This window comes from Paenibacillus turicensis (assembly GCF_050461185.1).
GTDB classification, from domain to species: Bacteria; Bacillota; Bacilli; order Paenibacillales; family Paenibacillaceae; genus Fontibacillus; species Fontibacillus turicensis_A.
On record NZ_JBCMOR010000008.1, the window covers coordinates 90,032 to 113,971 of the forward strand.

A 23,940-nucleotide genomic window follows, 5' to 3' on the forward strand; every position below is an offset into this window, starting at 1 on the left:
TCAACACAGGTTATAAAGAAATTGGGGCCTTAACAGCGGTTGAAGCCACTCCCTGCTACGTAGCCTCTTACTTCATATATTGTCAAGAACCGATTTCTGTGTTGAGCCAGAAATAAATTATAAAAAAGAAAGTCAGACCTTAACAGCGGTTGAAGCCACCCTCTGCACCGTAGCCCCATAATCCTAATAGTGTCAAATAGCTGATTTTTTGTATTGAGTCTTTTAATAATAAAAATTAGTTTTAACTGAGTGAAACATCTCTACTCATAGTCCCAGCACTACTTATGCCGAAGCCCCTAAGTTAGATTAAGCCGAAAAAAAAGAGCCACCTAGAAGTAGCCCTCCATTTTAAAATCAACCCCAATTTGTGAAAAAGTAACATCACGAAGTGGCTTCGCCTCGCTCATTAGCTGTACACCCATACCTTCTAAGAAGGTTGGAGCTTCTGCACCACCTACCACTTTGGGGGCAATATACAAAATCAACTTATCTACAAGTCCTTGCTCAACAAACGAAGCATTCACATGTCCCCCACCTTCAATCATTAAGGAGGAATATTCGTGCGCACCTAAAGTTTCAAGTACTTCCTTCAAGTTAACCTGCTGGGTTGATGTACGAAAAACCTTTATACCCAATTGTTCAAGTCTTGCCTGCTTTTCCTCGTCAGGAGAATGTCCAGTAAAAATCCATGTTGGTGCTTCATCATCGGTAATCACTCGTGCCTCTTCTGGAATACGCAATGTACTATCTAAAACTACACGTAATGGATTGCGCCCATTAGGCAATCTAGTGGTTAGCTGCGAATCATCATGAATGATCGTGCCTACTCCGACTAAAATCGCAGCATATTCATGACGTAAGCGATGGACATCTTCTCTTGCCGCTTCTGAGGTAATCCATTTACTGCTTGCTTCACGCGTTGCAATTTTACCATCCATCGTCATCGCTGATTTTAGCATCACGAAGGGCATCTTTGTTACGATATATTTGTTAAAAACTTCATTCATCTTCGTCGATTCCTCGGCTAACACGCCTTGAATGACTTCAATTCCAGCATCCTGCAAAATTTTAATACCTCTACCCGCAACCAGAGGGTTCGGATCTAAAGCAGCGATTACAACCTTCGTAATCCCAGCTTGTACGATGGCTTCGGCACAAGGGCCTGTCCGTCCATGATGAGAGCAAGGCTCTAAGGTGACATAAATGGTTCCACCCTTAGCAGCATCACCTGCCATTCTCAACGCATGAATTTCAGCATGAGGTTCTCCAGGCTTTAAATGTGCACCTACGCCCACAATCCTTCCTTCATTAACAACGACAGAGCCCACCATTGGATTAGGTGCCGTTTGGCCTGACATTGCTCTGGCGTTTTCTAAGGCAAGTCTCATATACATTTCATCAGTTTTATCATGCATATTCATTTAACATCCCTTCACCTTGCGCAAAGTGACCTGATCTTTTCACCTTTGTTTGTAAATATTTCACGTTATATTCGGACACGTCACCCCATAATGGCATTCTTCCCGAAATATTCATACCTGAGGCACGTAAAGCTTCTAATTTCTTAGGATTATTTGTTATCAAAGTTACTGGTTTTTGTCTTAAATATTGCAGGATGCTAATTGCATCGCTGTAATTACGAGCATCATCAGAAAAGCCTAATGCAAGGTTAGCCTCTACTGTGTCAAGACCTTCCTCTTGTAATATATACGCCATCGATTTACTTAGCAACCCAATCCCTCGACCTTCATGATTTGCAAGATAAAAGAGTGCACCTGCACCATGCTCTACGATAAGCTTCATCGATTGATGTAATTGATAACCACAGTCACAACGTTTGCTACCAAAAATGTCACCCGTATGACAAATGCTATGCATCCGAATTACGGCATCTGGGCTATGCTCAAAATCACCATAAACAAGCACACTGGATTGTTGTCCCTCTGCAAGCTGGAGTGATGGTAGTAATGAGATCAACTCTTCTGATGTATACGCCGCATATCTAGCACGTTCCGCTTCATCGTGAAGCGACAACCATGAGTACCATTGAAACTGGATCGTTTGCCCGTCCAAATTGACAGGTAGCTTAATAGGTCCAACCATAATACTTGTTGCATTTTGAGCATTCACGGTATGAATTTTATGTTTAAGCACATCTAGTGCATCGTTTGTATGATCTTGTAGCATAATAATTACACCTTCCTTTAATCGATATAATATAAATATTCTTTTAGCTGACGATGAAGTTTTGTTGATAGGTTTCTTCCATTAAAAATTGCTCCTGTTGCAGAGCATCCACTGTTTTTCGTCTTGCTTGTTCAAGCTGCTTAAGCCAAGTTAGACTTAACTTGTTTGCATGCAATCCTTCGATTAGATGTTCTGCGAGCCAGTCCGCGTCTCGAAGCGCCTCATTTAAGCCAAAGGCTCCTGTTGGTGTCATCGTATGTGCTGCATCACCGATTAGGACGAGACCCTCTTTTACCCAAGTATCTACTTGACTACTAAAGATATCTAACAGGACAAAATCATGCCATGACTGTATGTGCTTCTTAACATGATGCTCAAGATCAGGAAAAGCCTGAATTAATGTTGCAATAAACGGCTCAAACGATAGTCTTCGTAACCTTGGGTAAGCATCCTCCTCGATGTTCCAGCCAATTTGGATATGACCTGTCGCTTGTGTAAATAAATGAAGCTGCTGGTTGTCCACTATAGCGGAACGAATAACAGGCTGCCAGTGATCTGGTGCAGGAATACGTGCCCATAATAGATCATAACCATGACTACGATGTGACACTGACAAAGCGGCTTGCTTGCGAACTGTTGAATAACGTCCATCTGCACCTACAATAATGGAGCTCTGTAGCTCAAATGGCTCGCCATTTTCTAAAACAGCTGCCACCCCGCAATATTGTCCATCCTCATTTTGAAGAAGTTGATTGATCGTAACTCCAGTGTGCAAGGCAAAGTTATCGTATTGATTTGCCTGATCAATGATTCCATTTAACAAATCACCTTGGGGTACATGTATACCCACATTTCCATCCGGTGAATCAGGTAACAATGTATTTACAATTTTTCCACCAGACCAATACTCAATATGTGTTAAAGGTAAGACGGTTTCTTCTGCAAGAACAGACAAGATTTGATGTTTGTTTAGAACCGCTTCGCCTTCCCCATTCAAAATTTCACCACGAAATGCTTTACCAAGTGTTGGCTGCTTCTCTAATAAAACGACAGAAAGTCCCGCTTTGGCTAAAAGATATGATAGTAATGCGCCTCCAGGACCCGCTCCAATCACACAAACTTCAGCATTTAATTTCATTATATGTTCCTCCCAAGCAGCCAAAAGCTAATTTAAAGCTGTTAAACCATATCTGACTTTAAAAAATATAAAACAATCTCATACATTGTTATCGTATTTTTCGACATGAAAAGAAGACGTCATAATCTGACATTTTCTACTACACTTGAACTCACTTAGTTACTTTATGTAATAGAGTTTATTTTATATTATAAGTTTCGTCAAGTAATTAATTTTTATAATGTAAGCTTGTTAAATTAATAAAGTCATTATATAATTTGGTATAACATTTGTTGTAAACTTAAAAAAAGAGGTGGAAACAATGACAACAGCGATAATGTGTCCACGGTTTGAAAAAGCGGTTGAATTACTCAGTAAGCGTTGGACTACATTTATTGTATATAAGTTATTAGATGGTCCAAAACGATTTGTAGAGATTGAAAATTCGCTCTCCAATTTAAGTGGGAAGGTATTGTCCGAACGTTTGAAGGAGTTGGAGGAGGAAGGCATTATTCAACGTACCGTTTATCCTGAAAAGCCAGTTCGCATCGAATATGCGCTAACCGAAAAAGGAAAAGCACTTGCTCCTTTGTTTGGTCAAATTCAGGATTGGGCGTCAGATTGGATCGTACTTGCTGAGTAACACAAATAACCTGACCTAATATGATCTCACACTTAGTCAGGTTATTTGCGATGATATATTTATTGTTTCATATTCATTGCTTCGTAATTATTATCCAGCTAATTTGTGGATCAGAATGAGACGCAGGTGCATGAGGGGAACGACGAACGGTCACCTCTAAATCCTCATTGGCATTTACATGCTTGTTAAATTGAAGGACATCTTTTGCATTAGTAAAGGTATACCCTTCTTTTACAATGCTGTTATTGATCACAATATCTGCAATCCGGTTTCCTTTGGAGGAGGAGTACCACGGATCATGAAGACCCACATATATTTTGTAATCCCCTTGCTCAATAGCAAAACGGTAGCTGAGATCATCACCGGAATTTCCTTTTAAATAACGTAGCGCTGTAAATAAATCACCTGAATCACTACCAGCCGTATTTGTACCATTACCTATATAACCCCAGTTTTTTCCTTGGGATGGTTGATAAGCCTGGTCAGGTTGATCCCCATTTTTTAAAAGATCATCTCTCATTTTTGTTAGCCATGTCGTATATTGCTCTGTCATTGCCCCACCTGCATTAACAAAATACACTACATTGTCAGGAATGACATCCAAGCTAAAAGAAATTTCCCTTCCCGAAAGCTCTGGTAACACCCCCGTGATGACTAATCGGTTAGGCTTAGTAAAATCAGCGGAGTTAAGTTGCCAATTTACACTAGTCTGTTTCACTTGACCGTTTGATGTCTGTACTTCTAAAAACGAAGGTAATTGAGGGACTTCATCAACGGGCGTTGTTGTTGGTAAAGGGGTAACGACTTTGATACGATCCATTTTATCTAGCATCGATAAATCCCACTCGTCTACCCACTTTAAGGCAATTTGGTCATCTTGCTGAAGCTCAATTGGCAGCCAGACATAACGAGAGTCCTTTAAATCTCCTTCCTTCCAGCGGTCCCCCATGTAAATAAACTTGCCGTTTTCAGGATCAACTGGAATGACAAATGTACTTTGCGAATCAAAGGTTGTTGATGCCTTTTGACCTACAGCTGGATCACGCATCGGCTTCCATGGTCCAAAAATATGATCTGCTACTGTATAACGTGCTGGATTAGGTGCCCAGCCAGTTGCCCCTGAGGTAATTAAATAATATTTCCCATCGTATTTAAACATCGCTGGTGCTTCCCGTTGTGCTCCTGGAAATACACGCACATAATCGACACCATACTCTGCTTGATAGGTCGCATCGCGCTCTTTTTTGCCCTCTTTATGCCAACCTACTACATCGGTATATTCTTCATTCAGCTTAGAAATATAAATCGTCATATTTTCTTCACTCGAATAAATTAAATAGGCGGTGCCATCATCATCCTTAAACAATGTCATATCCCTAGCCATCCCAGGTTGATTAGGCTGACCGTTATATTCCGCTCCAGGTGGCACACGATCCATTCGTTCACTTTTGCCGTATACAAATGGACCTGTTGGAGAATCACTTAACGCATACCCTGCTTCCGCTTTGGCATAGTTCGCTGTCGAGGTTGCACTTGGTCCATCGGTGTGGAGCCACATGACGTATTTGCCTGTGGTGTCATTGTAGATTACCTTTGGTCTTTCTAACACTCTTGTACTTCCAATATCATTAAATATGTCTGCTCGATCATTCCGACCTGCATATAACTGTGAAATGAGTGGGTCCGTATCAAATTGCTCCATGGATTCAATCGCAGTTAAAGCAAGCCCCTCATCTTTCCAGTTGTATAAATCTTGTGAGCTGTAGACATGGATACCTTTGGTTGGAGAATAGCCATACGTTTTATCCTCACCATACCAGTAATAAGTTAAGTTATTTTCATCATATAAAATACCGCCACCATGCGCTTGAATCGGTACCCCATTCGTATCCTTCCATACTTCTCCTGGTTTAAAGGAGGAATAGGTTTGAATGACTTCAAGTGCGGAGATTGCCTGATCTAGCTTGCTTTTCCAGGTGTGTAGTTCATTTTGTAATGTAAGCTCAGCTTGTTGTTCATCGTTGATGCTATTAAGAAACTGTTGAACCTGTGAGATGGCATCCTGTAGCGTAGCAATGCTGCTGTTCGTGTATTGTGGATCAGAGGTATACTGCTCTGCGGCAAGTAAGCTTGCTTGTAGTTCTTGAATCTTCATAATATCAGGACTGCTAATTATAATGTAATTAATGAGTGGGTCATTCCAGCGATGAATATCCCCACCTTTTGGGCCTTGAATAGCAATGTTTAACATCCCATCTGCCACTTCAAGGCTATGGTACGTAAACTGTGTTAACGTTTTTGATCCTATCGGGTAATTGCCGCCAGCAAGGTTTTTCCCTTCAGCGATAATATTGACGTCTCTCCCGCTCCAAGGATTATAAAAGCCAAATGTAACATCGTATTTGCCATGCGGTAATTCAAAATCATAATCAATGCTTTTATCTGGGCGTTGACTTCCATTATAATAACGTAACGAACCAAGCTTTGTACTATCTTCACTCGTATATACAGCTGTAGTTGACGTTTTGAGCCCCCACATCTTACCTGTGGTTGGATCAGTTCCATAAGGCTGTTCTGTTGAACTTCCATATAGCCCTAATGGCTCTCCTTCCTTAACCACTGTTGGCGTAGGGTCTCCCGCGTTAACAAAATAATAAATCTCAGATTGTTGTGATTGGGTGAGATTAGTTTCCTTGCTTTCTGCAGCATGACCTACTTGGAAGCCAAAAGGAAAAGACAAACTCAAAATAAGGGTGCTTACTAAAAAATGGCGAAATCCTCTTGATCGACGCTTACGTAAACTGAACATAACTAAATCAAACCTCCCATCAATTATAATTTACAATTCAAATTTAAATGGATATATTACCCATATCCATACTATCGATAAGCTCATCTCCTATGCAATTGTACAAATATGTAATTGGTGAACTATTATAACTTCCATGAAGTGAAGTATTTGGACATATATGTATTTTCTGTGCTTAACAATGAAAAAACAGCCATACCTTAGTTGCTTTAGCAGCTAGATATGACTGTTTCTAGATATTACTGTTTAATGATTCATTAAGTTCATTAATGCATTTTAATTTATCGTTTGTTTTCTTTTACGTACATATAAGGCAATCCCCGACAAGATCATTACTCCTCCAAGAAGTTGGATTGGTAATGAGCTATTTTCACCTGTTTGTGGAAGGGTACCTGTTGAAGATGGGGTTGATCCTGAACCATCGCCTGTTACTCCGCCTAAAGGTATTACATCTACATCAATTGTAATGAAATCCTCTTGTCCTTCTTCATTTTGAATCGAAATCGTAAATGAATCCTTACCTTCAAACTTCTTGTTAGGCGTGTAGGTCCAATTCCCATTTTTATCGATACTCACTTTTCCGTTTTTTGGTTTTTCTGAAACCTTAGGTGTTGTATTCTCTGGAACTTTTACGTTACCACTCACTGGCGTTTTCTTAGGTGTTTTTACTTCCTCTTTTTTGGGAGGATTGTTGTTTTCTTTATCAGGTGTAGTAGGCTCGTTAGGTTTCGGTTGCTCAGGTTGTTCCTGACCTGGTCCGTTAGGCTTTTCTGGATCTGGCTTTTGTGGCACATTAGGCACAGGAGGTGTGTTACCCCCATCTGGACCACTTGGCGTTCCACCGCCGCCTCCACCGCCACCTACATACCTTTCATTCGCAATCGTTACCTTTGTTTCTTTCTCCTTCACAACCTCAATTGGCGTTAAAGTATTTTGAAGCACATAGCCAACTGGCGCCTTTATTTCCTGCAAATAATATTTACCAGGTCTAAGCTTAAATAAGGCTTGCCCCGTAATATCTGTCGTTACTTGATCCACTGGCTTGCCTGAGCTGTCCTTTAGAATTGCTTTATTTTCGTCTAAAATTCTAAAGATTGCATTTGCTAATTTGCGCTCAGGACGGTTCACTTCAATTTTGGATAGGATCACTGTCCCTGGAATTTGCTCATTGGTGACCTCAACGTTAACGGTCACACCTTCCTCCACGATTTCAAAATTACGTGGGGTTGGATCTAGAACATAATCAGGGTGACTGCTAACCTCAACAATTTGATATTGACCTGCTGGAAGATTAGCTACAGTAATCTGTCCCTCAGCATCTGTAGTTAGATTGTCTTGAATTAACTCACCTGACTCAGTTTGAAGCTTAAATATAACGTCTGCTAATGGTGCTTTCGTTAATGCATCCCGCTTTATAAGCGTGACTGCTCCAACATTAATTTCATTTACAGCCTGAATTTGCCTCGTTGCACTTTGATTCTCATCTACTGTAAACACAATTGGTGTGGCATCAAGCTTGTAGCCATGTGGTGCTACGGTTTCAATTAGGCGGTATTGCCCCCCCTTTTGCAAATTGCTATAGGAAATTGTACCGTCATGTAATGTAACCATATCTCTATAATCTATAACGTCTTCATATTCTCCTTGTGCATTACGTAGTTGAAGCTTATAATGCGCACCTTCTAACACCTTATCTGTCTTATCTTTGTCTACTTTAGTCAGTTGTACATCCCATACTCCTTTGACGTTCTTCACTTCAATCGTATGGTTAGTGCTACTAAATGAAATCACTTTACCTGTTTTATATTCAAGATCAAACAAATAACCTTCAGGTGCAGATAATTCCTTAAGCATATATTCCTTATGCTTGATGTTGCTAAATACAGCTACACCTGTTTCATCTGTCTCGGCCGTTTGAATTAAGGTTTTGCCTGTTTTATCATAGAGTCCAAATGTAGCACCCTTGAGCTTCACATCAGGTGAAGCTGCATCTAACTTAACGATCGTTAAATCGCCCTTTGAAGTCGTTCCCCCACCAGAAGCACCTGAGAAAATGACTTTAATACTTTTATCCTGCGACTTATCTACAACACCAGAGGATTGACCTGCAAACTTCGCTTCGTTCGTAATATCCTCCCCGTGATCTGCATTGATAAAGGATTGATATTCTACGATCAACGCGCGATCAATCGCATTAATAAAGGTTATCGTGAACTGATTGTTTTCTACCTCTAAGTTATATTGTTCTGGGTCTAGCTCTCCTGCTTTGGTTAAATCCCCATTTACATTTGTTTTGTAAACTTTAAAGGAATCCTTCACCAAAATTTGATTGCTAGAAAGTGCATCTGTAAGCTTCGCTCCTGCCTCAATATGGGATTGGCTACGGTTTACATGTACTGTCCAATAAGCAAAATCTTGATTTTCACCGCTACCCTGTAACCCCGTTTTCATAATGTATTCGCCACCATGTGGGGGTGCTACTGTCGAGGATAGCTTCGATAAATCGATTGGATTATCTCCGTCTCTTAACGTCGCTTGATTGGAATACTGTTCTACGACAGGATGATTGACAAGGCTAGTTTTATACGTAATTCGATAAGCTTTATTGATTGGACTCACAAACTTTAGCTCGAATCCGTTGATTTGGTCCCCTTGCTTCGTCTCTACAACGGTATAATCCGTACCTTCCTGTAGCTGCTCTTTTTGAACAACACCATTCACGCCTCCACTCAGCTCCAGCTCATGAACAGTGAGTCGATTTTTATCAAAGGTTTGCTCCCCTGTAAACTGATCACGTACAACCGCCTGCTCAATTGGATGTAGGTTGTAATTAATATCTATTGTCCACGTAATTTCCTTGGAAGCACGATCATATACACCCGTTTTATTTCCGTTGTTTTGTGTGTAGTTATCAGGGTTGATTTTAGCTTCCTTTTCAATAGAGACTTGCGCCTTGCTATTCTCCTCCCAATCCAGCTTTGCCGTATTCGTATATCCTTTCGTATTTAGCTTAGGATCAAAGGCAGTTTGATACATAATGTTATGACTTGCTGTTACTGGTTGATTGAAAGTAATAATAAAGCCTTGATTATATTCTAAGCCTGTATGCTTAGAAACTGTATAATCTTCACCTTCGGTTAATCCGCTGATGACAAGACTATCAGGTAAAAATTGCATGTGCTGATCTAAATCGAAATGGTCAGTAATCACAACATTGTCCATAACCTTCTCATCTTGGTTTAGACTGATGTTCCATGTTATTTTTTTAGAATTATAGTTTACATTTCCTGACTTTTTGTCAAAAATAACTTGCCGTAGGGTATGACTTGCATGCTCCGTTAGCCCACCATGTATAGTCACTTCATTTTCAACTCTAACCGCCTCAGAATATACACGAGGAATAGATTTAGTTTTATACTTAATTTCATAAGCTTCACTAATGTCTTTTGTAAAATTCAACTTAAAGCCTGTTGCTGTTTTAACAACTTGATAATCCTCACCTTTAACCATCAGCTGTGGGTTAGTCCCTGCTCCATTATTGGCAATGGTTACTTTGTTCACCACAAAGGAGTTTTCAAGTAGCTCATAATTTTCAGTATCAAAGCTATCTTCAATCCCTGCGTCCCCTTGGCTAAAGAAGCGCTCGTTAAAGTTATAGTTAACTTTCCAGCCCATCGTTTGCGTATTGGCATCATAACCATCCGCTAGCTTTTCCAAAGGTTTACTAAATTTCACCGGCATTGTCGCTTGTGTCTGCATCAATTCAGACCCTTCACTTGTCCCAGTTAGCGTTGCCTTGTTAGTATAACTTGAAATAGAAGTATCCGTAATAGGAGTTGTATACTTCACACGATATGCATCTGAAATATCGCCAAATGCAATATCAAAATTCCCTGTTGTTGCCGAAGGTGTGTAGCTGGAAGTTACGTCTTCACCTTCAGTGACACTACCATTTAAGCTCACATTTAATTTGTATATTTTCAAATTTTCTAATGTAAGACTATGAGGTAATTCATCATGTAGTACTGCATTTGCAATACTTTGCTCCGCCTTATTAAAATCAATCACCCAGCTCATTTCTGTTGGATTCATCGTTTTATTAGACGTTGCTGTTTTTGTCATGGGTGCCCCATTCACTTTAAAATGAACTGGAATTGTATATAACGTCTGATCCTCGACTAGAAATTTCAATTCCTGTTTGGTGCTTTCAGAGGAATTCGAACGTTTAAATTCGCGCCACACATGAAATGTTCCATTATTTACCTCAGATCCATCATTAATTTCTTCATTAAATGTAAAGGTGACAAGTCCATCCGCACTAATTCTAAATGTGCCTACACCACCAGCTAGTTCTGGTTCATCTTGTCCTCCTGATGGAATGGGTGCTGCCAACTCAAATTGCTGCGGTAGCTGAAAGGAGAAGGTTGAACCTGCTTGGTATGGATGTCCTCCCTCTAAATGCCAATTCATATCGATTTGTACGCGTGAACCTTGCTCAACAGGAATCTCTGTAATAGATGTACCAGCATCGTTAGTAATAGTAAGACTATCTACCTTAAAGTGCTCTGTTGTAATCGGTAAGGCATTTGGAATAGAATCATCTGCATTAGATAATTGTTGTTGTGACTGCTCCTCTTCTTCTGGAAGTGCCTCAGCCGAATCACTATTTCCCTCCGTATTCTCAGTAGCTTCAATATTTTCATTGTCCTGAGCATCCTCAGTCTCAATATTTTGTTTGTCCTCTGCACTATCGCCGCTGACATTGTTGTCACTCTGCTCAGTACTCCCGTTACTCTCATTATTCATTTCTACCTGATTCTGATGATCTACCACATTTTCTGCGCTCACCAATGAAGAAGGCCATATCGTATTTATTAGTAATAACACAATTACACCAATAAATAACGATTTCTTGAGCTTATTCATTTTTACCTTTCACCTCATCTCATATTTTTAAAGAATATAAAATTTAATATAAATTAGCATTCTGAATTTTTTCTGAATAACACAAAAAAGCCTCACTGCTGTAACAGTGAAGCTTGCAAACCCTTTTATATTAGTGCTGTTGTCTTTTACTCCAGTCCTCATACCACGTTTTCACTTTATGGCTTGGTGTAATATCAAGCAACTCATCCAATGTCTCACATAAAAGCTCATATTGTTTTTTAACTTCTGAAGGATAATGGAGAATGGCGTTAATTTGCATTAGTCCAAAATATCCAGCTTCCATGTATGGGGTATAATGGATCATTTTTTGATATACTTCTATTGCTTGTGGGTACCTGGATAAAGATAAATATAATTCTGCAAGCTGATTTGCATGATTAAACCATAATAGTTGAAGTCGTTCCTGTTCTAAGCTTGCCCAGCTATAAGCAGATTGCTCCAAAAAGTGTCCCTGATACATATTCATGATCTCAGCATGCTGTTCTACAGTATGAGGAGTAAATGCAGGCGCCTGCTTCACCGCTAATTCCCATACTTGAATATCTATTTCAACTTCTCCTATCACCATACTGTATCCGCCTTCAACATATTTAATTTCAATATGCATGCCTACTTCCTTGAGTACCTTACGAATCTGATAGATCGCCGTATGAAGCTGAGTGGTTGCCTTTTCCAGATTGTATTGGGGCCATAGCAAATCGATTAGGACCTGCTTATTTATTACCTTATCCCGATACAACAATAGATAGGAAAATAGCTCCTGCGCCTTTAGCGTTTTCCATGGAAAGAGCTGCTTCACACCACATTCATCCTTATAATGTAGTTTTTGAAAACAGCCAAGTCTAGGCTTGAGCATGGGGTGACCATGTCCATGAGAAATCATAGGAAAAGAAGCAATGCGATTTAATGTAATTTCTAACCGATTTGATGTTACTGGCTTTAGCAAATAATCGATAGCATCAATCTCAAACGCCTTAATGGCATAATCCTTATATGCTGTCGTAAAAACGATATACATCTGAGGTTGAAGTTTAAGTAATTCATCTGCAAGCTCAAATCCATTCATCCCTGGCATTTCTATATCCAAGAAAGCTAAATGAATTGGGGTCTTCTCTGCAACTTTAATTGCCTCAGCAGGCATTAAAAACTCTCCAATTAAAGAAAGTTCCATGCCAGGTGGAGCTTGCTTCATTAACATATCCTTGAGTCTAATTACCGCAAGATGCTCATCGTCCACAACTAGCACATTTAAAGTCCTATTCATTTAAGCGATCCTCCCTAGCGTAAATAAACGACATTGTTTATGATATCATATTTTTTCTGTGACATATCCATATTTTCCAATGTTGATATATAGAAGCCCATTTTTTTATCGTCATCGCACCAATACGGTTTTTCTTTCATAATATGTCTTGACTGTATCCCTTAACCTTGTTACACCACATAACCCGAGCAAGGAGGGGTGACGCATTTTGAAAAGCAACGAACGTAATAGTAAATTTTTGTTAACTCATCGTGAGCGCGAAGTTTTTGAACTTCTCGTACAGGATAAAACGACTCGCGACATTGCAGGCCAACTGTTTATTAGCGAAAAAACAGTAAGAAATCACATATCCAATGTGATGCAAAAGCTCAATGTCAAAGGTCGTTCGCAAGCAGTCGTGGAGCTAATCAAGCTTGGGGAGCTAAAAATCTAGTTATAAACATAAAGCCTTCTTTTCTTATTTTATTAAGAAAAGAGGGCTTTTGTTTACTAAAATAAAAAGCAAGTCATTACCGTTATGAATCAAACTAGTAATGCTTGCTTAATTTTTTATTGTTATATTCATGGTATCAAAGTCCTCTCTACATTTCGCTTTCATCATAAAATCAATACCAATAATGCCATCAAATCCATAAGGTTCTAGAATAGATCCAAGCTGGATGGGGAAATCAGATAAAGGAATGCTATCAATATAAAAGTTAGAAATCTGTTGTTCGTAGCAAATTTCGCTTGTTCCCCCTACTCCGTACATACGTTTTGCTCGTCCATTAATAAAATCAATTTGGATGCCTATCTTCGCTAATGCATCAGTATCAAAGACCGTTGTAGCACAACCTGTATCAAAAAGCACATAATTTAAATCAATAGATTGTTCATTATGTTTTTTCATCGGCTTCACCTCACTAAAATTAATCTACTTTTATTATATTATAGCTAAACAAGAAAATTGGAATCATACCCAAGCAGATCATTCTATCCCTTAGTGATTACAATCACAAACTTATTAAGCCAACGTGATAGATTTAAATAATTAAAGGAGCTTTGGAGGGTCTATTATGTCAAGATACGCACAGCAAAGGGAATTTTTAAAGTCTAATTTCCATCAATTTAAAGGAATCAAAACGGATAAAATCAAAGGTTTGGGCCAACCGCCTGTCGTTAAACCGTTTGATACAAGCTCACTTATTATTGATTTACCAAAGGTTAGTAAAGACGTTATAAGTAATGAAAACATTTTTGATTGTATAGCGCAACGAAGAAGTACGAGATTTTATTCTACAGACTCATTAAGTTTGGAGGAGTTATCCTATTTATTGTGGGCGACCCAAGGTATTACCGGGATGAACAAAATGGGACTTACATTACGAACCGTCCCTTGTAGTGGTGCAACACACACATTTGAAACGTATTTGATGATTATGCGTGTTGAGGGAATCGAGCAAGGTATTTACAGATACCTTCCAGTAGAGCATAAGCTATTATTTATGTTTAAGCTGGATGAGCTTGAAGCTAAAATTGACGACATTACGTTAGATCAACCCTTTGTGCCTAACTTTGCTAAAAAAGCTTCCGTCCTATTTGCATGGAGCACAACCCCCTACCGCTCAGAGTGGAAATATGATATTTCAGCTCACAAAAAAATTCTCATCGATGTTGGACACGTATGCCAAAACTTATATTTAGCTAGTGAATCGATTGGTGCAGGTGCTTGTGCAATAGGAATTTATGATCAAAAACTTATTGACGAGGTTCTCCAGTTAGATGGCGAAGAAGAATTTATTATTTATCTTGGGGCTGTTGGGAAGAAACGAGATTAGCGCTCGTGAACCTCCCCCCCTTCTTTCCTACTTTCAAATAGACTTGCTCAGTAGAGTAGAATATAAATGTGACATTTAACTCAGAAAAAAAATAGGTTCTACGGTAATATATTAAGTGAAATATTTCACATAATTATTTTGCATATTTTTAATTAGGGGGAGACAGAAGTGAAAAAGGTCAGGTATGGGCATTTAAGCAGAAAAGCGATGTTAGTAAGCATGATTATGATTTTAGTGTTATCCATGTTAGCGGGTTGTGGCAAAGGTAATTCTAAAACTGAGAGCGCTTCACCAAAAGATGGCGCAACTTATGTAGCTGGAACCTACTCGGCTAAAGTGTCTGGTATGCATGAAATGACGGTTCATGTCACTGTGTCAGATACAGCAATTACAGATATTAAGGTAGACCATAAGGAAACCTCTGGAGTCGGAGAGCCCGCAACAGAGTCCCTACCTGCTGAAATTATTGAGACGCAGGGCTTAGGGGTAGATGCAGTTGCAGGAGCTACCCTGACGAGTAAAGCGATTATTGATGGGGTTGTAGATTGCCTCAAGCAAGCTGGTTTAAATGAGGGCGGAATTAACAAGCTATTAGCAATCAAGAAAAAAGAGACAAAGGAAGCAGATCAAGAGCTTACGGCTGATGTCGTTATCATCGGGGCGGGTGGCGCAGGTATGGCTGCTGCAACAACGGCAAATCAAGCGGGTAAAAAAGTCATCGTCATTGAAAAGGCGTCCAAAATGGGAGGAAACACGATCCTTTCTGGCGGAGCCTTTAATGCGGTGGATGATGGCAGTAAAACTGCGCTAGCGAATAAGGACAGTGTTGAGAAACACTATACGCAAACCTTTGAGGGCGGAGATAAGCAAGGGGATCCAAAGCTGGTGCATACCCTTGTAGATAATGCTTGGTCTGGTGTAGTGTGGCTAAAAGAACTTGGTATGAAGTTCCATGATAACGTATTCACAGTAACTGGTGGCATGTGGCCTCGTGCACATAAGCCAATTGAACCGGAAGGCACAGGATTTTTTAAGACTTATCAGGAATACATTGATAAACATGATGGAATTACGATGGTGTACAACACAAAAGCCGATGAGCTTATCGTGGAAAACGGGATTGTTACTGGCGTAAGCTGCACAGGTAAGACTGGCAACAAGATTACTGTCAAAGCTCAAAATGGTGTAGTTTTAGCTACAGGTGGTTTTGGTCAAAATGTTGAAATGCGTGTAAAGTATAATGAAATCAACAAAAAATGGCCTACCCTAGACGCCTCCATTCCAAGTACGAACACAAGTGGTATTACAGGTGATGGCATGATGATGGCTGAGAAAATTGGCGCTAAGCTTATTCAAATGGAAAATATTCAGTTGCTTCCATTAGGTGATCCAAAAACAGGAAGTCTTTCAGGCAATATTGAACATGCTGTAGAAAGTAGAATTTTCATTAATCTTGATGGGAATCGTTTTGTAAATGAAGGTGGACGTCGTGATGAGATGACACTTGCGTTGTTCAAACAAAAAGAAACAAAAATGTTTATCGTTATGGATAGTGATACGTATCCAAAAGGAGACGAAGTAAATAATTTTGGGGAGACCATTTCAAGCCTAGTAGACTCAGGTCGTAGTTTAAAGGCGGATACCTTAGAAGAGTTAGCTAAATTAATGGGTGTACCTGAGAAAAATTTGATTGAAACTGTGAACAACTATAACCGTTATTGCAAAGGCGGAGACTTAGAAGGTAAAAAGGACGAATTTGGACGTACATTATTTACGGATACTGATGGCGTTAACAATGGAATTAATAATGGTCCATTTTATGCAGCAGCGCGTGTACCTACTGTCCATCATACGATGGGTGGCGTGCAAATTAACGAGCATGCACAGGCGATTTCAACCTCTGGAGAAATCATTCCGGGTCTGTTTGCTGCTGGTGAAGTGACAGGTGGGATTCATGGTACGAATCGTCTAGGTGGAAATGCATTAACAGACACGATCGTATTTGGACGTATTGCAGGAGCAAGTGCTTCGAATTTTGTAAAATAACTTAACCTAGCAATATAATAAGTAAGCGCTCATACGAAACGTCACCTAAGTCTACCTTGGGTGGCGTTTTTCATTTAAGTTTAATTATAGTGCTATCCTTTACATTTGCGTGAACTAGAGCATCTAAAAATATATCGGTAATTTCTTTATTCCAATGTATAAAAATCAAAAATAAATAAGTATCTTTGTGCATAACTCATTCATTGAATTTATACCTTGATCTTCCTCTTTTAAAGCATAAGCTATCTCGTATAACTTTTTATCGTACATTTGTATCCCTCCTTATATTGACCTTAACATTCTACATTACGATATTACCAGACTTTAGTAATTTAAAATAAAAAAATGAATACTATAAATCCGCTTATCTATTTGATAAAATTCAAGATATGTAAGTTATTAGTGAGTTTCTGTTATTTTGTACTAGCTTATATGATATGGAGGAACTAAATGAACACTTTTCTAACTGAGTTTGAACAGCGAGTTCGTGAAGGGTTTCGGGCTGATCTTGAAGTTATTTTAGCAGAAGTCTCAGAAGCAAAGGAAAAGGTTTATGCTTGCGCTTTTGGAACGGATAGTGATTTTGTAACTCTGTTTCTTGCTGTGAATACAGAAGAATCACTTGCTAGACATATTACTAATATGAAAAGTGAAGGATTATGTGATGATGCTGAGTCAGAGCTTTATTACAGATGGGGATGTTCAGAATATCAATATGGTGATCAATCTCATTTTAATCATATCAGTCGTTTTTTATATGCACAGGATAATGTATACCAATATAAAGACGAAATGGTTAAAATTATGGCCAATGTTGTTAAAGAAACTACAGATGAATTATTTTTAAAATATAATCAAAACAAAGAAGACATCACCTTTTTTGTGTCCATGACGGATGACGAGCTAGCAGAAGAATTAGAAAATGAATCTGTGGCTCTAATGAGTAATCCTGAATTAGTGTCACCCTTTTTAGCACGCTATAACAATATAGAAGAACATGAGTTATAGAAAACTTCTTGTAATCATAATAAGCCTCTTTCCTTACTGTTGTTATCAACTAGGAAAGAAGGCTTACTTTACTTTTAATGTGAGCTCAGCTTAACCTCTTGGAATCTTTGTTGTAATTTCTTTTGATGCTGTTCAAGGATCTGCTCTAAAGTAATATTATATTTATCTGCCAAAATGAATATATTGTCTAACACATCCCCTAATTCTTCGGTTAAATTGTCTAGTAGCTGTTCTGGGGATGCAGCCTGCTCATCAGGTCGATCTATACCAATTTCTAAAGCTCGTACCGCCTTAGCTACCTCTCCTGTTTCTTCTGATAAAAAGTTAACACGTATAAAAGGATTTAAAGAATACCATCCTCGATTTTTATAAAAATCACTGATCCAACATTGGTATTGATTTATATCTAGCACAGTACAACACACTCCCTTTTTTCATTTTATGATAACATAGATGAAGATAGAAAAAGCATGGAAAGTATAATGGAGGGAATGAAATTGAAGCGAATAGCAGTGTATTGTGGGGCGAGTAAAGGAAACAATCCTTTATATGAGCAAGCTGCAATTGAGTTAGGTGAATGGATCGTTAAACACCATTATGAGCTTGTGTACGGTGGTGGTAAAGCAGGCCTGATGGGACTAATAGCCGATACTGTTTTAAAGCGAAATGGTGTGGTGACCGGTGTGATTCCTACATTTTTAAAGGATAGAGAATTAGCACATGATGGGTTAAAGGAATTAATCGTCGTATCTAACATGCATGAAAGAAAAGAAAAAATGATTGAGCTTGCCAACTGCTATATCGCCCTTCCTGGAGGACCTGGTACATTAGAAGAAATTACTGAGGTTATTTCATGGGGGAGAATCGGGCAACATAAAAATCCATGCATTTTTTATAATGTGAACGGATATTATGATTTATTGGAACAATTCTACGATAAAATGGTGACAGAGGATTTCTTAACTCAGTCAGACCGTGATAAAATTTTAATTTCTAGTGACTTAACGGAGATTGATGCCTTTATTGAATCGTATATCCCACCTGACATTAGAAAATACAACTAGAAAATAAGCCTAATTAAATGGGGCTGAGACGAAATTTTTAATGTCGTCCCAGCCCCGTAACATTTTATTGTTTATTCTTCTCTTCATTATGTTTACTTATTTCTTTTTATTTATCTTTTCATATCAATACCTCTATATGTGTCTATGTTAAATTTTTCCATCTATAAGTGTCTTATCATTCTTGTGCTTAGGCCAAGTGATCACAACCTTGAATAAATCCCCATCAAGTACAATCTGAATCTTCCCGCCTTGCATCTCCACAAGATTTCTCACAATGGCAAGCCCAAGCCCAGATCCTTCGGTATGACGTGCTTTGTCTCCACGAATAAATCGTTCCATGGCATCTTCCGCTGTAAATTCTAATTCAGATGCGGACATATTTTTAAATATCACTTGTACTTGCTGATCGTCATCCTCTACTTCAATGTACGCTCTGGAATGGGGCGCCGCATATTTAATTATATTTGTATATAAATTTTCAAAAATGCGGTAAGTTCTTTCGCTATCTAATTGCAGTAGCACCTTATGATCAGGTAGATTGAAACGGAACTGAATGGTAGAATCCTTAATTCGCTCTGCATGCTCTACCTCTACCTGCTGAATAACCTCCACGATATTTACGTCCATCCGATTTAAAATCATATTATAATCTGACGTTCGACTAAGCTCTAACAAATCATCAATGAGCCGTTTTAAGCGTTGTGATTTTTGATTTAAAATGTTTACATATTTTTGTTTGTCCTCTTCTGTGCCTTGCTGATCTAACAATAAATTGACATAAGTAATAATTGCTGTAACTGGTGTTTTCAGATCATGCGATACGTTGGTAATAAGCTCACTACGTAGCCTTTGACTTTTTACTTCCTCGGCTACCGCAATTTTAAATCCATCTTTTATTTTTTCAAGTTGCTCCTTTAATGGATTAAACATCCCCAAATCCTGATCAATCATAATTTCTAAATTTTTATCTGCCATTTGTTCTGTTGCTGACAGCAGCGTATTATAGTTGCTTTTGATTTGGTTCAGTCGTTTAGTAAGAATAAAAAATAAAACTACAAAGAGAATAGGGATAATAAAGCCAAAATATACAATAAAGTTAGCTACTATTCGACTATATGAAAAATAACGTGCAGGAAGAATTATAAAACTTCCAACTAAACAGCCAATAAAAAGTGCCCCATACAACATCAGCAACATCTTAATAAGTGCCTTATTGCTTCGCTCACGTAAATCAATTTCACTTAATGAGATTAAAAATCGCTTGAATTTTAGCCAACCACTTACCAACATAGCCTTTACTTTAAGTATTAACATACCTGCAATGGTACGTTGCTTTAAATAATTCACTACCCCTAAGTCCGCTATTTGCGTCACACAGAGTGCTGCCACATGCCACATCGATAATACTAAAAATACAAACAATATAACCCCAATGACATGCAAAACTTGTTGAACATTAAGTATTTCATTATGCACCATGAAATTGGACCAAGGTAACAACAATGGATAAGCGCTCATATTTATACTCATGGCAATTACCCAGAGCTCAAATGGAATTTGGGCTAAACGAGAATGCTGTGTAACCCATTTTTTACGTCCTGGCAACACCATTGCTAACATAAAGGCACAAACAATTGCACTCCAAAAGGCTAAATCAAAACCCGCATCTGCAAAGGAGCCCTCTTGGCCGTGAATAATGACCGTGTTTTTCATATAAAATTCTTTATCTTTTGCCACAAAAACGAGGGTGTAGCCCTTTGGTGGTTGAAAAGCCTTCATTACGTTATCCGCTTGAAATCGTCCCAAATCATCTAAAGCAGGTTTAATTAACGTTCGATTCAAATCCATCGTCATTAATTGCTCTTTTTTAGTTTTATCAAAACGCCACCAAAACGGAATATCCATACGACCCTCAGCATCAAAATTTATAACAGCATAAAATTGAAACTTATTATTTAAGGTTTGTCCATCAATCACAAGATTTAAAGGATCAATCGAATTCGTCAGTGATTTTTTATCCTTATCTCTTACAATGTAATACTGCAACCCATATCGATCTAAATAATTTTCATTAAAATCTCTTTGCCAATTTTCAATCAAATTGTTTATAGGATATACACCAGAACCATTAAATCCAGGAAGATACAAAGTATCAGCAAAAAAACGTTTACCCGCTATTGTTCCTTCCAGTTCAACTGGCAAAACATAACTTGCCTTTAGCAAATTTTCAATAAATTCATTCTTTCGTTGCTCCTGTACAGAAACAGTACCACTACGCTCTATCTTATCCGCATTTTTAGCAATTAAAGGGTACAAACTAACCATAATGATCGCAAGGATCAATAATAAAACCCATCTACTCCACCAAATTTTCCACCTATTGCTTTTCCAATTTATAGCCAACACCCCATACCACCTTTAAATATTTTGGCTCTTTCGGATTAATTTCAATTTTTTCTCGAATATTTCGAATATGCACCATCACGGTTTCTGTAGAAATGACCCGCTCCTGCCATACTCGTTCATATATTTCCTCCGCTGAAAATACACGTCCAGGGCTTTTAATAAGCAAGCTTAATATTTTAAATTCAATGGGTGTACATTTTACAGCAACCCCATCTACACTGACCTGAACTAGATTTTCATCTAATTCTAAGCCACCGATCGTAAAGACATGATTTTGCTCCTTTTGAGTCATTGCATTTAAATATCGATCATATCGCCGAAGCTGTGAATTCACACGCGCTAATAGCTCCATCGGTGTGAATGGCTTTGTAACGTAGTCATCTGCACCTATATTCAGTCCAGTGACCTTGTCAATTTCCTCTGATTTTGCACTTAAAAAAATAACTGGAAAATCATAGTCTTGTCTCAACTGTAGTGTCATCGTAATTCCATCCATCATTGGCATCATAATATCAACGATCGCTAAATGGATATGTTCTCTCTTGATTACCTCTAGCCCCTCATAGCCATTAGAGGCTTGGAACACTTGATAACCTTGATTTTTTAAATAAATGCTCACTCCTTCTGCAATTTCTTTATCATCCTCAACAACTAAAATCGTATGTGACATATGGCTCCCCCAATTTCCATTGACAATCCTATGATTGATCTCCATATACTGTCTTCTTTACAATAAGACATATCGTTAAAAATTAACTGTGACTAAAATGAAAGAATTTCTAAAGATTATGAGTATGGAAGCTTTCACGTTGGCTTCACCCATAACTTAGAAATATCTAGAAAACCAAACGAGCTAGTATGCAAGCCTAGCAAGCTTTGATTTAATAAAGCCGTGTTGTTAATATGATAACCATGTAACAGCCAAGCGTTTTTCCGAAGTAGCTGCTCTGCCTCTGCAAGTAAGGAGATTCGTGCTTGCTTCTCCAATAGAGAAAACTGCTCCAATAGGCTATGTAGCTCATTTATTTGATTTGGCAATAAAAAGCTGTGTAAATAATTAGAGGTGTTCCAGAAATAATTCATCATCCCCCATTGCCAGTCGTCCTCTAAAATTTCCTCAACTAATACGATATGTGCTGACTCTAGCATAAGCTCTACTTTACATGAAATCGTTGTATCTACTTGTGCATAATATTGTAGCTCAATATTTAAGCCTACTTGGGCTGCCCGATTCTTAATCCACTTCGCATCCTCATCATCCTTGTATAGCTTATAGGCAAGGTTAATGGTTTCCCCTTGGTAACCACTACGCTCAAGTAATTGCGCTGCTAATTTTAAAGACGGCTCGCTCCATTCCTTTTCTTTACTTTTCCATGGAAGGAAGCTATCTGCAGGGGCAACGCGAAAACCTCCTAGTTCTTTGACAATAGCAACCTGATCGAAAATAATTCTTAGCGCTTCACGAAAGAGAAGCTGATGCTGGATTCCCTCTATATGAAAATTAAACAGCAAATACTTACAGCCCGAAGCTGTATAATGGAATCTTTTTGCCTCTTTCCCCTGTATTGGCAGCTTGACCTGATTTTCCACTGGGATCTCGTAATAACGTTCATTTGAGGGTGGATTTGCTACAAACCAAATATCAATTTCGTCCAAGTGAGGACGTAGCCCATAATATTGTTCATAGGCATGAAGTATGAGCACCTCTTGATTTAGCTCATGAACTCGGAAAGGACCTGTCCCAATTAATTTATTCAATTCAATATCGTAAGGTAAAATACTAGCATTAACAGAGCTAAGCAAATGCAGAAAAAATAAATTTGGACGTTGAAGCTGAAACTGTACAACCCGCTCACCTTTTACAACAATATCCTGAATATCCTTAAAGCTTTCCATAACTGAACTATTTACTTCTAGTAAGCGCTGAATTGTGAATTTTACATCTTGTGCGGTCATGACTCTGCCATGATGGAATTTTACACTTTTACGCAAATAAAACGTCCACAATGTGTAATCGTCATTATGCTCCCAGTTATGTGCTAATTCAGGCAGAAAATCACTACTTACAACATCATAAGTAATTAACGTATTGCAGATTTGTCCCACTAAATAAGCCTCAAATGCAGTATAAATAAATGCTGGATCAAGCTTCTCCAATTTACGTCCTTGCATCAATCGTAAAATATCATGTTTTGAAGTCGTCTCCATTTCACTATGAAAGCCCATTTTAACACTCAAAGAGTTAAATAAACGTTGCTTTAGTGCCTCATTGCTCTCCAAACTACTCATAAACTCAATTGCTTCTTTTATTTTATTTTTAGCAATAAGCTCTTGAAAGCTAACTTCAATAACTTCTTCTACTTCCCTTAACAAAGTGAGCTGCGAGATATTCCCCCGCCCCCGCCCTGGCATCCACTCAATAAAACCACTCTCTTCAAGGCGGCGTAAAATAAATTTAACGTTACGAGGTGTACAACATAAAGCATCCGAAAGCTGTTCGATCGTGATCGGAAACGGCTCATTTTTTTGCGGTACAGTCATCATTTTGGCTATATGTATAAAGTGATTCGTATTAATATCCATATCCTCGCTCCTCTCAAAAGGTGAAATGATAGAAAAAATGTTACACTTT

17 protein-coding genes are annotated in these 23,940 nt (G+C 38.5%); 6 read left to right on the forward strand and 11 right to left on the reverse strand.

All coding sequences use genetic code 11. The annotated features are described in order from the left end of the window. Positions 1–329 precede the first annotated feature (329 nt). Genes ribD through ABE099_RS13955 form a run of 3 tightly spaced genes read right to left on the reverse strand, consistent with a single transcriptional unit; the run spans position 330 to position 3,325 of the window. Entirely contained in the window at positions 330–1,421 is a 1,092-nt protein-coding gene (gene ribD / locus ABE099_RS13945) for a bifunctional diaminohydroxyphosphoribosylaminopyrimidine deaminase/5-amino-6-(5-phosphoribosylamino)uracil reductase RibD (RefSeq protein WP_430031728.1), read from the reverse strand. Next, entirely contained in the window at positions 1,408–2,187 is a 780-nt protein-coding gene (locus tag ABE099_RS13950) for a GTP cyclohydrolase II (protein ID WP_210088707.1), read from the reverse strand. The genes ribD and ABE099_RS13950 overlap by 14 nt, the downstream gene beginning before the upstream one ends. A 43-nt stretch (positions 2,188–2,230) precedes the next feature. Then, positions 2,231–3,325, reverse strand: coding sequence for an FAD-dependent monooxygenase (locus ABE099_RS13955; RefSeq protein ID WP_430031730.1), 1,095 nt, complete (start codon positions 3,323–3,325; stop codon positions 2,231–2,233). Between the two features lie 301 nt (positions 3,326–3,626). Between ABE099_RS13955 and ABE099_RS13960 the strand changes: the two genes are divergently transcribed. Further along, positions 3,627–3,947, forward strand: coding sequence for a winged helix-turn-helix transcriptional regulator (locus ABE099_RS13960; protein WP_210088709.1), 321 nt, complete (start codon positions 3,627–3,629; stop codon positions 3,945–3,947). A 73-nt stretch (positions 3,948–4,020) separates the two neighbouring features. Here the strand turns inward: ABE099_RS13960 and ABE099_RS13965 are convergent, their stop codons facing one another. The 3 genes from ABE099_RS13965 to ABE099_RS13975 form a co-directional block, all read right to left on the reverse strand. Further along, positions 4,021–6,756, reverse strand: a complete 2,736-nt coding sequence (locus tag ABE099_RS13965) for a family 43 glycosylhydrolase (RefSeq protein WP_430031732.1) — start codon at positions 6,754–6,756, stop codon at positions 4,021–4,023. Positions 6,757–7,032: 276 nt separating this feature from the next. Continuing rightward, on the reverse strand, positions 7,033–11,682 hold the full coding sequence (locus ABE099_RS13970) for a collagen binding domain-containing protein (RefSeq protein ID WP_430031734.1): 4,650 nt from the start codon (positions 11,680–11,682) through the stop codon (positions 7,033–7,035). A 130-nt stretch (positions 11,683–11,812) separates the two neighbouring features. Beyond that, positions 11,813–12,967: a response regulator gene (locus ABE099_RS13975; protein ID WP_430031735.1), complete on the reverse strand. Its 1,155-nt coding sequence runs from the start codon at positions 12,965–12,967 to the stop codon at positions 11,813–11,815. A 208-nt stretch (positions 12,968–13,175) separates the two neighbouring features. On the opposite strand from ABE099_RS13975, the gene ABE099_RS13980 reads away from it, so the two are divergent. Next, positions 13,176–13,400 carry a helix-turn-helix domain-containing protein gene (locus ABE099_RS13980; protein WP_210088713.1) on the forward strand — a complete coding sequence of 75 codons (225 nt, stop codon included), beginning with the start codon at positions 13,176–13,178 and terminating at the stop codon, positions 13,398–13,400. A gap of 108 nt (positions 13,401–13,508) precedes the next feature. Here the strand turns inward: ABE099_RS13980 and ABE099_RS13985 are convergent, their stop codons facing one another. Next, positions 13,509–13,856, reverse strand: a complete 348-nt coding sequence (locus tag ABE099_RS13985) for a hypothetical protein (RefSeq protein ID WP_430031736.1) — start codon at positions 13,854–13,856, stop codon at positions 13,509–13,511. A gap of 166 nt (positions 13,857–14,022) precedes the next feature. On the opposite strand from ABE099_RS13985, the gene ABE099_RS13990 reads away from it, so the two are divergent. The 3 genes from ABE099_RS13990 (at position 14,023) to ABE099_RS14000 (ending at position 17,838) form a co-directional block, all read left to right on the forward strand. Next, the gene (locus tag ABE099_RS13990) at positions 14,023–14,784 is read left to right on the forward strand and encodes a SagB/ThcOx family dehydrogenase (protein ID WP_430031737.1); all 762 of its coding nucleotides are present in this window, start codon (positions 14,023–14,025) and stop codon (positions 14,782–14,784) included. 168 nt (positions 14,785–14,952) lie between these two features. Then, on the forward strand, positions 14,953–16,830 hold the full coding sequence (locus ABE099_RS13995; protein ID WP_430031738.1) for a flavocytochrome c: 1,878 nt from the start codon (positions 14,953–14,955) through the stop codon (positions 16,828–16,830). Between the two features lie 450 nt (positions 16,831–17,280). Beyond that, positions 17,281–17,838, forward strand: coding sequence for a DUF4303 domain-containing protein (locus ABE099_RS14000; RefSeq protein WP_430031739.1), 558 nt, complete (start codon positions 17,281–17,283; stop codon positions 17,836–17,838). A gap of 74 nt (positions 17,839–17,912) precedes the next feature. Here ABE099_RS14000 and ABE099_RS14005 read toward each other — a convergent pair whose 3' ends face one another. After that, positions 17,913–18,251, reverse strand: a complete 339-nt coding sequence (locus ABE099_RS14005) for a MazG nucleotide pyrophosphohydrolase domain-containing protein (protein WP_430031740.1) — start codon at positions 18,249–18,251, stop codon at positions 17,913–17,915. A gap of 78 nt (positions 18,252–18,329) precedes the next feature. Here ABE099_RS14005 and ABE099_RS14010 point away from each other — a divergent pair, with 78 nt between their 5' ends. Beyond that, positions 18,330–18,902 (forward strand): TIGR00730 family Rossman fold protein, encoded by a 573-nt coding sequence (locus ABE099_RS14010; protein WP_430031840.1) that lies wholly within the window; start codon positions 18,330–18,332, stop codon positions 18,900–18,902. Between the two features lie 147 nt (positions 18,903–19,049). Here ABE099_RS14010 and ABE099_RS14015 read toward each other — a convergent pair whose 3' ends face one another. The 3 genes from ABE099_RS14015 to ABE099_RS14025 form a co-directional block, all read right to left on the reverse strand. Next, positions 19,050–21,305, reverse strand: a complete 2,256-nt coding sequence (locus tag ABE099_RS14015; protein ID WP_430031741.1) for a histidine kinase dimerization/phospho-acceptor domain-containing protein — start codon at positions 21,303–21,305, stop codon at positions 19,050–19,052. Continuing rightward, the gene (locus tag ABE099_RS14020) at positions 21,280–21,978 is read right to left on the reverse strand and encodes a response regulator transcription factor (protein WP_430031743.1); all 699 of its coding nucleotides are present in this window, start codon (positions 21,976–21,978) and stop codon (positions 21,280–21,282) included. The genes ABE099_RS14015 and ABE099_RS14020 overlap by 26 nt, the downstream gene beginning before the upstream one ends. Before the next feature lie 134 nt (positions 21,979–22,112). Then, positions 22,113–23,891, reverse strand: a complete 1,779-nt coding sequence (locus ABE099_RS14025; RefSeq protein ID WP_430031745.1) for an ABC transporter substrate-binding protein — start codon at positions 23,889–23,891, stop codon at positions 22,113–22,115. Positions 23,892–23,940 lie beyond the last annotated feature (49 nt).